Below are 12260 nucleotides of genomic sequence, written 5' to 3' on the forward strand. Positions count from 1 at the left end.
ATACTGATGACATGAAGCCGTCAATGCCCTGTTGCGCTCCCGTAACCGGGCACACGCCGCAACCCCCGCCCCCGATCGCCCCGGCAGCCCGCCCTGTCATCCACGGCGACGTGCCGATTCCCGGCGGGAGCTTCTTCATGGGTGACCCCTTCGACGAGGGCTATCCCGCCGACGGGGAAACGCCGGTGCACGAGGTACGGCTGTCGCCCTTTCGCATGGACGCCACCGCGGTCACCGTGGCCATGTTCGACGCGTTCGTCCGCGAGACCGGATATCGCACCGACGCCGAGCGGGCAGGCAACTCGGCCGTCTTCCGCCTGGCCCTCGCCGCGTCCCGGAGCGACGTGCTCGGCTTCGATCCCGCCGTCCCGTGGTGGGTGACCGTCCGCGGCGCCGACTGGCGGCACCCGTTCGGGCCGCTGTCACAGGCCGAGCCCGACCATCCGGTCGTCCACGTGTCCTGGCACGACGCCATGGCGTACTGCGCGTGGGCGGGCAGGCGGTTGCCCACAGAGGCGGAATGGGAGTACGCCGCCCGCGGCGGCCTGAACGGGCAGCGCTTCCCGTGGGGCGCCGAGCCGGCGCCTGGCGGCCGGTGGATGTGCAACATCTGGCAGGGCCTCTTCCCGCATGACAACACCGGCGAGGACGGGTGGCTGGCGACCGCCCCTGTGCGCTCCTATCCCGCCAACGAATTCGGGCTCCACGAGATGTCGGGGAACGTCTGGGAATGGTGCGCTGACTGGTTTTCCGCGACTTACTACTCCGCCGCTCCCGTGTCCGGTCCCCGTGGCCCCTCCACAGGGGATAGACGCGTGATCAGAGGAGGCTCCTACCTGTGCCACGACTCCTACTGCCACCGCTACCGTGTCGCCGCCCGCTCGGCCAACACCCCCGGCTCCACCAGCGGCAACTGCGGATTTCGCACAGTGAGGTAATCCCAGCGACCTTCACGTGATCATTCCGTGCTCGACGTGGGTGAGAACGAGCGCCGCTTCGGCGAGGTCGCCTACTCGGCTGGGCTGAGGTGTACGTGCCGAAGGTGCGCCGGCGTTGCTCAAGAAGCGTGAAGCCGCGTTCTCCCAGACAGCGAAGACAACGGAGAAGCGCATTTCTGGTACGCGTGTCAACATCCAGCTCTCGGCCGTCTGCGGGCTGCTTGACCGGGACATGGACACCGGTGCCAGCGCCTTCGTAGCCCGTCGGATACCCATACCAGGCGTCGACGTCCTTGCCCTGCACGCTGATCTTCTTCTCGCCGACCCGATCGATGCCCGTAGGGTGCCGTCCAAGATCGGGTGAGGCCAGTCGTCGGTCTGAGCGCGATCCAGGGCATTCTTGAGGTCAGGTTCCTGTTCTGCCAGGACATCGATGACTTCGTTCAAGTATCGGTAGGACGCCCTGCGTGACAGGCCGAAGCCGCGGCCGAGGTTGCCGATGTCACCGCCGTTGCGGAACCATGCCAGCCCGTAGACCGCCTGCCACCACGGCGCCTGCGCAGGTGCTCGCGGAAGGGGGCGACCAGGGTGGGTCGGCGCCCTGCTCCATCGGGGGCGCCGTCGCGAGGGCCGGGCAGCGCCATCAACGCCGCCAGGACAGCGCCGGCTCTCCAGGTCACTACCAGCGCCAACGCAGCAAAGCGGGAGAAGTCGCAACTTCTCCCGCTTTGGTGTGAAGTGTCCGAGGCCGGAGTTGAACCGTTCGCCCATCTACTGAGTAATTCGGACGCCCCGTGGCTGGACATCTCGTGACCACGAGTGGGCTTCGAAAGTTCTTGAGTGAGCTCTGCTCACGATACGGGTTCCTCCACACACGTGCCCGTACACCTCTGCCGGAGCTGTTCACCGTTGGCGCGATGTGCTGCCGGGGCAACCACCTGGAGGTCGGTAGCAGGCGGCTGACAGCATGAGCACGCTGATCGCCTTCTATAACTCCGAGGGCTTGGTCGGCCGTTGCGACGCCAAATGCTACCAGGCCCACGAGTCTGGGTGTCACTGCATCTGCGCTGGCAGCAATCACGGCGTCGGCCTGTATCGAGCCTTGGCCAACATGCAGACATACGTCGAGTCGTGGGTGGACCTGGCCCATCGCCGCGGCTGGCGTGTCCATCTGATCGAGTTCGCCGACGCTGTCGTACAGCCCGAGCCCTCAGAGGTCCCCCTCCCTGCCGTAGGCCATTGCCTCATCGCTCGTCACGAGGACATTCCAGCGGCCACCAATGATGGCCGTCCGTATAGAAGAGGAACACCGGCGTGACCAGTCGATCACGACCATCTCTGAGCATCGTTCCCATCTCACAGGCAGATCCTGATTTCGATCAGGTACCGCCCCACGACATCGAGGCTGAGCAGGCCGTGCTCGGAGCTGTCATGCGCCACCCGCACACGCTGGCCGAGTTGCGGCCGCTTGTGGACGAGAGCGTCTTCTTCCGGCCCGTGCACGCCACGATCTGGCAGACCATCATCGGCCTGGCCGACCGTAATGCCGCGTACGACTGGATCGCTCTCTCCAGCGTTCTCGGGAAGGTCCTGCGTACGTTGGATGACACAACCTACTTGCACACACTCGTCGCAGGTGTGATGACCACAGTGAATGTCGGCTACCACGCTCGCCGCCTGCGAGAGCTGGCATTCGCGCGCAGTGTGATCCAGACCGGCCACCGTCTCGTGCAACTCGGCCAGAACGCCCAAGACCTGGACATGACCGAGGATCTGCGGGCTCAGGCGTCTGCTGCATGCGCCACGATCGCTGGCCCCGATGTACGCGGCTGGGCTGACCCCATGCCACTCTCGGCCACCGGTGAGCTGCCCACCTTCCCCTTGTGGACGTTCCCTGACTGGCTAAGTGACTACTGTGCCGCGCTGGCCGAGGTCACGCAGACACCTCCCGATCTGCCCGGCTGCCTGGCCCTCGCGGTCCTGTCGGTTGCCTCCGCCGGACACCTCTGGGTGAGAGCTCCCGCGTGGACCGAACCCACCAATGTGTTCACCGTCGTCGCGCTGCCGCCCGGCAGCCGCAAGTCCGAAGTGTTCGCGCACATGACCACCCCCATACGCGCCGCCGAAGCGGAGCTGGTCAAACGTGCCCAGCCGGCCATCATCGAAGCCCAACTGGCCAGGCGAATCGCCGAGGCGGAGGCGGAGAGGACCGCTGCCAAGGCTGCTGCCGTAGGCGATCCGGTGCAGCAGGCCAACGCGCTGGCCGAAGCCACCTCCGCCGCCCTCGCCCTGGAGAGCATCACCGTGCCGGCCGAGCCAGTGCTGTTCACCGATGACGCTTCGGTTGAGAAGCTCGCCTCCCTCATGGCAGCACAAGGCGGCCGCTTCGCGGTCCTGGCGGCCGAGGGCAAGATCTTCTCCATCCTGGCCGGTCGCTACTCCAAAACCCCAGACTTGCAGGCATTCCTGTGCGGCCACGCGGGAGAGGGGATGCGCATCGACCGCATCGGCCGGACCAGCGAGCGCATAGAGGCGGCCACCCTCACCCTGGGCGTCTGCGTTCAGCCTGGTGTTCTGGCGCGGCTCGGCGACACTCCGGAGTTCCGTGAGCAGGGTCTGCTTGGACGAATCTTGTACTCGATACCGGACTCCCTGCTCGGCAATCGAAAGGCGAACCCGGCCCCTATCCCCGTTGCGGTCGAGGAGATCTACAGCGTCAACTTGAGCAAGCTGGTGCTCTCCCTCCACAACGCCGCCGACGAGCGGCCACGGCACACGCTGACCTTCACCCCTGACGCGCGAGAAGAGATAACCCGGCTACTGGCCCAGACGGAGCCCCGTTTCCGCCCCGGCGGAGATCTGCACCATATGACCGACTGGGGCGGCAAACTCGTGGGCGCCACCGTACGCATCGCTGCCCTGCTCCACATGGCCACCCACCTCAAAGACGGCCGGGACCGGCTCATCACAGCCGATACCTTCGCTGTCGCCTGTGAGATCATCGACTACTTCACCCAGCACGCCCAAGCCGCTTACGACGCTATTGGCGCCGATCCGGTTGTCGCCGATGCCCGAGCCTTGTTGGAGTGGGCAGGCCGCACAGCCACAAGTCGCTTCACTGCCCGCGACGTTCTTTCGGGCCTGCGCCGCTTCAAGACCATGAGCGGTCTCGAACCGGCACTGCGCCTGCTAGAAACCCACGGCTGGCTACGCCGCCTGCCTACCGCCGCGCCAAGCGGACGGGGCCGTCCGGCTTCTGCCATCTACGAGCTCCACCCTCAGGCCTTCGCATGACGACCTCGTCGCCTCTTACTCACCGTCACAACCGACCAGTGCGAAGAGGCATGCCTTCAGCTGTCAACGCGTCAGCAGAATCAGCAGAAATATTTGTGCTGATTTCTGCTGACGCGCTGACGGCTGCCACCGATGTGTCCCGCTCACCCCGCGTCACAGCAGCGCATGCCAGACGCCAGTACAAGATCATCGTTTGTTTCTCCCTGCGCCGAGCGCCCGCAGTCCAGTACGCCCGTGCACTTACGGACTGGGGGAGTACGGGCGGAGACATGCTCGCCCCTGCTGGCGCAGGACAGCGGCAGTAAGGCGGCCGGGGACCGGTGACTCCAACACCGAACCCCGGCCTATGACCCAGCAACCTGACCAAACCAGGAGCCAAGCCATGACCCTCAACCCTTCCACACCCGCCATTCCAGAAGGAACGCACTCCATCGACGAGGCGTTGCCGAAGCGCTTCCGAAGCATCCTCACCAAGCTCGTGCGCGTTCCTCACTCCCCTTCCGTGCCACCCGTTGAAGAATCCACCGACCCTGGTACGGGCCTTCTCGGAGACCGAGTCATCCTTGGCTTCGCGGTGGCCGTTCTGCTGGCGGTCGCCGGCGCGGCGGCCTATGTCTCGTACCACCACTTCTACGCCTTGGCCGTCGCCCTTGGTGAGCGGCACGACATGGCAGTCCTTTATCCGGCGATGTCCGACGGCGTGATCGTCATGGCCTCGCTTGTGATGGTCTACAGTTCGCGCCGCCGCATCCGCGTGCCAGTCCTGGCATGGGTCGCCCTGACTTTGGGCGGCGCGGTGACCCTGGCCGCGAACGTCGCGGACGGCTGGTCCGGCGGACTCGGGTCGCGCCTGGTCAGCGCCCTGGCACCGATAGCTTTCGCGGGCGCGTACGAGCTGCTCATGTGGATCGTCCGCAACACCCGACGCCCCTCCGCCAAGAGCCCGACGCAGGAGCACGTGTGCCAGCCCGTCGAGACCGTCTTGGAGGTGGAACGTGAGGTGCAGGTGCTGCCCGCTGACCGGTTCGAGGCGGCGCGGCTGGCGTACACCGAAAGCCTTGGGGAGGGCAGGCATCGTCTTGGTCGACGCCCGCTGATGAACCGGTGGGGACTGGAGCAGCGCGAGGCCGAGGAGATCATCGCGGAGGTGGACAGAGAGCGGGCGCACACTGTCGAGCAGAAGGGGACACAGCCGCCTGATACGGAGGACGCCGAGCCACTGGACAATGCGCCGACGACCGACACGAGCGAGGAAGAGGCGGCCTGATGAAGGGCGTCTTGATCCCTGTGGCATTCGCGTGCCTGTTCCTCCTGTGCACTACCCGCGAGGCAACTCCGGAGGCCAGGAGCGCCGTGCTGCTCCCCCTGGCGGACTGGTGCCGCTTGGCCAGGTATGGCGTGGAGGCGATGGCGATCGCCGCCGTGCTCCTGGCCGTGCACGCCGACATCCTCGGCGCGCTGGTGGCCCGGACGGGGGTGAGGGGGTGACCGTCATGGAGGACACGCACGATGGCGAAGTTGCCGCCCTCCAGGAGGAGACCTCAGCCTTCACTCCCGACAGCGCCCCCGCACCTGCTCAGATGGCGGCTCGGGAAGCTTCGGGTGAGGACAGCGACGTCCTTCAGGGCACGGTGCTGCCCGTCGACCAGCCACACCCGTCTGAACCGACAAACCTGCTGGCCGAGCTGGCGGCCCGGCGCGAGGAGCGGGCACCACTGGTCCCAGTGTGGTTGAAGTCGCAGGCAGACGCCTTGCAGGTGATGAAGTGGCAGGCCGAGCACGCCGGCTACGTGATGGCCTACCACTCGCTGCGTGCTCCCAAGTACGCCGCCAAACTCGCGGCCCGCTCCCCGGCAGGCGCCTGGCGGCTGCTGCGAGCGCTGGCGCGCTGGCTGTTCGACCTGGAAGGCCGTCCCATCCGCCGGGCGGCGGTGTCGCGGGAGCAGGCCGCTGAGTACCTCGCGCTGTCGCGGCAGCGTGACGCCCGAGTCAAGGCACGCCTGTGGACGCTCCTCATCGGCACGATCACGCTTGTGCTGGTCAGCATCTTCGTCGCGGTGGCCGCGCCTACCTGGGTCCACTGGGCGATCCTCGGCCTGCTCGTGGCAGCTCTAGGCATGGTCGGTTCGCCCGCCGACCAGCCACTGCTGGACAGGGCCGTCATCCCGACCCGCGTACGCAAGCTCACCAGCGATCAGGTGCTGGACGCGCTCGGATCGCTCGGCATCTCGGCCATCAACCAGGCCCTCGGCAAGAACGGGCGTGGCATCACCTTCCCCGCTCCCATCATGCGCGATGGCCCTGGCTGGCGAGCCGAGGTCGACCTGCCGCTCGGTGTGACCGTGGCGGAGGTGCTGGAGAAACGGGACAAGCTCGCCTCCGGCCTGCGCCGGGCCCTGGGCTGCGTGTGGCCCGAGCCGGTGTCGGAGGAGCACCCCGGCCGCCTGGCGCTGTGGGTTGGTGACATCGAGATGCGCAAGGCCCGGCAGCCCGCCTGGCCGTTGCTCAAGTCGGGGCAGGTCAGCCTGTTCGAGCCCGTCCCGTACGGCAACGACCAGCGCGGCCGGCCGGTGTCGATCCTGCTCATGTTCGCCAACGTGCTCATCGGCAGCATGCCGCGCTACGGCAAGACATTCGCACTGCGGGTGCTGCTGCTGGCCTGCGCGCTCGACCCGCTGGCCGAGCTACGCCTGTTCGAGCTCAAGGGCACCGGCGACCTGTCGGCGATGGAGAGAGTGGCCCACCACTACGCCAAGGGCGCCACCGACTCCGCAAAGGCGGCATGCGTCGCCTCGCTGGCCGAGGTGTACGCCGAGCTGGATCGCCGCGCGGAGGTCATCGATGGCCTGCCACGCCACCAGGCACCCGAGTTCAAGGTCACCCCGGAGCTGGCCGCGCGGCGGGACCTCGGCCTGCACCCGATGGTGGTCGCGATCGACGAGTGCCAGGAGCTGTTCGCCGACGACGAGCACGGCGAGGAGGCCGCCGAGTACGCCACCGCCATCATCAAGCGCGGCCCCGCCCTCGGGATCATCCTCATCCTGGCCACCCAACGCCCGGACAAGGACAGCCTGCCCAAGGCCATCTCAGCGAACGCAGGCATCCGGATCTGCCTGCGGGTGATGGGCTGGCAGGAGAACGACATGATTCTTGGCACTGGCACGCACCAAGCGGGGATCAAGGCCACCATGTTTACCCTGCACGACAAGGGCATCTCCTGGGCGGTCGGCATCGCCGAGCATCCGGCTATTGTCCGGTCGGCCTATCTTGATGGCCCCGTCTCCGAGCTGATCGCAGAGCGTGCTCACCAGCTCCGCCAAGCGGCCGGAACGCTGTCGGGACAAGCGATAGGCCAGCAACCGCCTCAGCGGGTCTCCTACGACTTGCTGGCCGACATCCTGACCGTGACCACGGCCAAGGAAGAAAAAGTCTGGAACAGCACAGTTGTGGATCGACTGGCCGAATTCCGGCCGGACGCATATGGCCAGTGGGCCGGTCTGGAGATGGACGCCAAGACTGCCGCGCTGACTGCACGCCTAAAGGAGTACAGCATCAGGACGGAGGACACATGGGGGCGTGACGCCGCCGGCAGGGGGCGTAACCGAAAGGGGCTCAATCGGGCCGATGTGATCAAGGCATACAGCAGGCGACAGCTCTAGCTGTCTCAGCCTGTGCCTGTACAACGTCTGTCACCTCATGTCGGAACCGTGCGCATAGGCATCTGGAGTGCTAGATGACAGGGTGCGCTGCGCCTCTTCCGCTAGCAGGGTCGCTAGACATAGCGGCATGAGCTGCTAGGGAAAGGTGAGAGGTGCGTACTCGCACCACTGGCAGGGGCTCCTTCAGGACCCCCTGCCAGTGCGCCACCCGCGTTGTCTTCAGCACATCGGAGTATTGCCCCTTCGATCAGTCAGCCGCTCGCCATCCGTCTCACGATGACTGGCGCGGTCACTGCTCAGCCTGGCTGCCAGACCCTGCACAGCGACATGGGCGGCAGGTGCCATGGATATGTGGTGCAGATGTGGTCCATCCGGCCCGGAAGACCCGCTATCTTGTAGCCGCGTTCGTGTAACTTCCCGCCCGAAGCCGAAGTCGCCATCGAGAAGATCGGGGTCGCAGATGGAGCTGTTCCCTGGATTCGGCATCTCCGGATATCGGAGCATCCATGATGATCTTCAGCTTCTGGCCCCGCTCGGCAGAGTGAATTTGCTTGCAGGGCAGAATAATGCAGGAAAATCAAATCTTCTTCGGGCAACTCGTTTTCTCAAGAACGCGCACCCCGGCGCGGAAGAACTAGACGCTCCCTATGGAACTCAGGGTCTGGCTCCTGCTGTCTTGGCCGTTGCAGTCCGGGAGGACGATCCAATCGTCAGTCGAATTTCTGCGACTATTCCTAGTGATTCTATGGCTTCGAAAGCGCTGGGTCTTTTGCTTGAACATCCCGCGCTGAGGCTTACACAGGATGGCCTATTGTGGTTTCAATACGAATACATGGCGGGCGCAAGCAGTTCGTTGACGCCGAGCAAACAGCAAGTCTCCGCAGTCACTGCCGACCTGATTCGGCATGGTCTGGGAGAGCTTTCTTCTAAAATAGCTGGCCAAAGCGGAGGGGGAGAGGGCGAAGATGCTAGAAGGGTTCTGGGGGCGTTTCATGCTTGGGAAACGTTCCCTCCTGTAGCATCCATCGATGCCTTTAGAATGATCGGTGGGGGTGCCGCGGGCCCACATAACGGATCCGATATCATCCACCACCTTGCTCGGCTGCAGAATCCTAGCGCCTCTCAGCATCAGGATCGGGCCAGGTTTGAAGCGGTGAATCGGTTCTTGCAAACCGTCCTAGAGGACCCGAGCGCTCGTCTGGAAGTTCCTTTTGAAAGAAACACGATCAACGTTCACAGGGGTGGTAGAGTCCTGCCGCTAACCCATCTGGGAACTGGTATTCACCAGGTGATCATTCTGGCTGTCGCTGCTACAGTGCTAACAGATCATCTTGTGTGTATCGAGGAGCCTGAGGTGCACTTGCACCCGCTTCTGCAGAGGAAACTGGTTCGATATCTCCGAGAAGAGACCTTGAATCAGTACATCATTGCCACGCATTCGGCGCACATATTGGACTATGATCAGTCTCACGTCTTTCACGTGCGCGATATTGATGGACAAACTTCTGTTAGTCGAGCTAAAACACCGGCAGAGGTCGCGTCGATATGCGCTGACCTTGGATATCGCCCCTCTGATCTCCTGCAGGCCAATGCCGTAATATGGGTAGAGGGTCCGAGTGATCGCATCTATGTGCAGCACTGGATTCAGTCGAAGGCTCCGGAGTTGGTGGAGGGCATACACTACTCCATCATGTTTTATGGTGGGCGTCTTCTAAATCACCTGAGCGCACTTGATCCGGAGGTTTCGGACTTCATATCGCTGCGGCGGCTTAATCGATATATTGCAATTCTCATCGACAGTGACAAGGTGTCTGCCAGGAAGCCGATCAATCATACCAAGAAGCGTGTTCGCGACGAGTTCAATAACGCGGACTATCCGGGGCACGCTTGGATCACTGATGGCTATACGATCGAGAACTACGTGCCGCCCGGTATATTGTCTGCTGCGGTAAGGCAGATTCATGGACGTGAAATTCTATGGTCGGGGGATAGCTGGAGTGACCCTCTGAGGAATTACATGCCAGCATGGAACGGATCAGTAGATAAAATTCGCATCGCCCGCGCAGTATGCCAGGTGTGGCCGAAGGCAGATTTCCCAAAGGTCCTTGGAAAACATGTTGACTCTCTAGTGGAATTTATCCGTGAGGCTAATCGGAACACTGGGAATGTCGGATACTAGGGGCGATGAACTAAGTCCCGTCCAAGCTTGATTGCTAAACCGCTGAGAGCCCACCGTGCTGACGTAGCCGAGGTACTCGGTAGATGCAAGAGCCAGCTCTAGCGCCCCACTTACATTGACGAACGCCCCTGGAACCTCATCCGAGGGCGTTGCACGCGATCGCTAGAGCGCGAGGCTGCAGGTCATAGGGCTGTTGTGTCGCTAGTAGAGCTGCTAGACCTCGCGGGGCAAGCCGCTAGAGAACTCATTCATCGGCCGCCAACTGCCCTCGATCGGTCCTGGTGCTTCTCTCCATCACCGACGTCACGGAGCGGGTCCACGACCTGCACGTGGCCCCGCGCTGCGGAGCGGGCGTCAACGGCCTACCCCTGCCCGAACGCCCCGATCCCGTGCCACCGGACATCGCCCACACGATCGGCGGCCCCTCCGCCCTCTCCTCATCCGCCCTTCCACCGTCCCTGGCGATCCGAACGCGTCGGATATGCCCTCGTAGCCAGGCTTGGACGCCTGGCGTGGACCGTAGGAAGGCCAGGAGCGAGGGGGCGGAACGCTCGCTTGTGAGCACCGGCGCCTCGCCGGCTCTCTGGTCAGGGTTGTCGCAGCCATGGGGCTCGCGCACGATGCTGGGCTTGGACTGGCTGTGAGTGCGGCTCTGGGCGCGCTGGCGACGCCGTCGACAGGCTCCCGGAAGCGACGATCAGGCCGACGTCAACAGCTGGATTGGGTCTCTCCAGAGAGACCCAATCCTGTCTCGTCATTACCTATCCCGTATTCGCGACGCTTCGTATCTTCCACTTAACTGATCCATTTCTGCTCCTGGCGAGGGGAGCCTGCGTGGGACTGTCGTGGGGGCGCTGGAGCGAGGAACGATTCGAGGAATGGTTCCAAGCCCGATTCGACCGGTGGATCGACGAACAGGTCAGCCAGAGGTTCGACGAACGGCTGAAGGCATGGGCTGACGGCCACTTGCAGGACAGGGTCGAGGCCTTGTTCGCCGTACGGTTCGACGAACGCATGGGGTCCTGGGCCGACAGTCAGTTCCAGGACAGGTTCGAGGTCCTGTTCACAGCTGGGTTCGACTCCCGGATCACGGCATGGAAGGACGTCGAGCTCAAGAAGGGGTTTGACGCCTGGGTTGCGCACTGGTTCGACAACCTGTTCAAGGTGTGGGCCAACACCTGGGCCGACGGCACTGACTTCCAGGAGCGGTTCGTTGAGAACTTCGTCGCCCAGTTGCAGGATCGGCTCGACAGCGAGGTCAAGGCGCGGGTGGCCAACGAGATATACACGTTGATCGACAGGCGAATCGAACAATGGCTCCTGGCGGTCCGTCGGGAGCTGCTGGAGGCGGTAGCGCCGTCCGCCGCACCTGCGCTTGACCGGCCCGGCGACGACACCGCCGAAGATATCGCGCAGCAGCCGGCGGTGTCTGGCAACAGCGTGCCGGACGACGAAGCCGTCGCCACGGCCGCCGAGCTTGCCGCGTACCTGGCCAAGGGCCCCCTTCAGCCTCAGCAGATTCGCAAGATTCTCAAGGGGAAAGAGATCCCCGGTCGACGACCGAACACCTACCCACTGGGCGAAGCGGCCTCCGCCCTGCTCTTGCGCAAGGCTCGGCAGGCCAAGGCCCCCGAGTCTGACGTTCCCGAGAGGCGCCGGGACACTGGCGGCACCAACAGCTCGTGATCAGTTGCACCTTTCTCTCCAGGCACCTCCGGGCGCAACGCCCCCCGCTGCGCGACCGCTGGTATCAGGGCCGTGAATGGCGTTCTCGGCGGCTCGTCGGCGAACGGTGGTCATGGCTGTGCTGATGAGGGGCGCATGCTGAGAACCCTGCTGGACATCGCGATGAACTGGACGGTGCGCGGGAAAGACCCGCGTCACGTCCGCTGCCGTCGGTGCGGCGAGATCCACAGCGAGGGTGCGGGAGGTGGCCACTTCCTCACGACCGCCTCGTTCACTGTGCAACGGCTGGCCGAGGGGCAGGCCATGAGCGATTCCCTGACCACTCCCGCTGAGTGGGTGTGCCCGTGCGGTCGCCGGAGCCCCTTAGAGCCTGCTGACAAAGGCTTAAGTGCTGGCGGGCATGGGCCCGTAGAGAGCTGGTCCGATCTTGTTGATGTAGCCCTGGTGGGACCACTGGGACAGCTGGACGCGGAAGCTGTTGATGTTCTCGATGCCGAGGATGGC

10 protein-coding genes are annotated in these 12260 nt (G+C 64.2%); all 10 read left to right on the top strand.

The genetic code is table 11. The features are described from left to right. Window positions 1-23: 23 nt before the first annotated feature. Window positions 24-938, top strand: a complete 915-nt coding sequence (locus tag ACIHAD_RS35950; RefSeq protein ID WP_397359188.1) for a formylglycine-generating enzyme family protein — start codon at window positions 24-26, stop codon at window positions 936-938. Window positions 939-1053: 115 nt separating this feature from the next. After that, window positions 1054-1302, top strand: coding sequence for a hypothetical protein (locus ACIHAD_RS35955; RefSeq protein WP_397359175.1), 249 nt, complete (start codon window positions 1054-1056; stop codon window positions 1300-1302). A 603-nt stretch (window positions 1303-1905) separates the two neighbouring features. After that, window positions 1906-2256: a hypothetical protein gene (locus ACIHAD_RS35960; protein WP_397359176.1), complete on the top strand. Its 351-nt coding sequence runs from the start codon at window positions 1906-1908 to the stop codon at window positions 2254-2256. Continuing rightward, window positions 2253-4232 (top strand): DUF3987 domain-containing protein, encoded by a 1980-nt coding sequence (locus ACIHAD_RS35965; RefSeq protein ID WP_397359177.1) that lies wholly within the window; start codon window positions 2253-2255, stop codon window positions 4230-4232. Before ACIHAD_RS35960 ends, ACIHAD_RS35965 begins: the two co-directional genes overlap by 4 nt. A gap of 382 nt (window positions 4233-4614) precedes the next feature. Next, window positions 4615-5499 carry a DUF2637 domain-containing protein gene (locus ACIHAD_RS35970; protein WP_397359178.1) on the top strand — a complete coding sequence of 295 codons (885 nt, stop codon included), beginning with the start codon at window positions 4615-4617 and terminating at the stop codon, window positions 5497-5499. Window positions 5500-5510: 11 nt separating this feature from the next. Next, window positions 5511-5720: a hypothetical protein gene (locus ACIHAD_RS35975; RefSeq protein ID WP_397359179.1), complete on the top strand. Its 210-nt coding sequence runs from the start codon at window positions 5511-5513 to the stop codon at window positions 5718-5720. A 5-nt stretch (window positions 5721-5725) separates the two neighbouring features. Next, a complete protein-coding gene (locus ACIHAD_RS35980; protein WP_397359189.1) occupies window positions 5726-7891 on the top strand; it encodes an FtsK/SpoIIIE domain-containing protein in 2166 nt (721 codons plus the stop codon). 460 nt (window positions 7892-8351) lie between these two features. Beyond that, complete coding sequence (locus ACIHAD_RS35985) at window positions 8352-10070, top strand: AAA family ATPase (protein ID WP_397359180.1); 1719 nt, start codon at window positions 8352-8354, stop codon at window positions 10068-10070. 834 nt (window positions 10071-10904) lie between these two features. After that, window positions 10905-11756 (top strand): hypothetical protein, encoded by an 852-nt coding sequence (locus ACIHAD_RS35990; RefSeq protein WP_397359181.1) that lies wholly within the window; start codon window positions 10905-10907, stop codon window positions 11754-11756. A gap of 135 nt (window positions 11757-11891) precedes the next feature. After that, on the top strand, window positions 11892-12260 hold a 369-nt coding region (locus ACIHAD_RS35995), incomplete at its 3' end, for a hypothetical protein (protein ID WP_397359182.1).

The organism is Nonomuraea sp. NPDC052265, assembly GCF_044547985.1.
In the GTDB taxonomy this organism is placed as follows: domain Bacteria; phylum Actinomycetota; class Actinomycetes; order Streptosporangiales; family Streptosporangiaceae; genus Nonomuraea.

Coding starts and splice junctions, on each gene's coding strand:
- ACIHAD_RS35985 (WP_397359180.1), top strand. CDS start 8,352: ATGGAGCTGTTCCCTGGATTCGGCATCTCCGGATATCGGAGCATCCAT.
- ACIHAD_RS35970 (WP_397359178.1), top strand. CDS start 4,615: ATGACCCTCAACCCTTCCACACCCGCCATTCCAGAAGGAACGCACTCC.
- ACIHAD_RS35960 (WP_397359176.1), top strand. CDS start 1,906: ATGAGCACGCTGATCGCCTTCTATAACTCCGAGGGCTTGGTCGGCCGT.
- ACIHAD_RS35980 (WP_397359189.1), top strand. CDS start 5,726: ATGGAGGACACGCACGATGGCGAAGTTGCCGCCCTCCAGGAGGAGACC.
- ACIHAD_RS35950 (WP_397359188.1), top strand. CDS start 24: ATGCCCTGTTGCGCTCCCGTAACCGGGCACACGCCGCAACCCCCGCCC.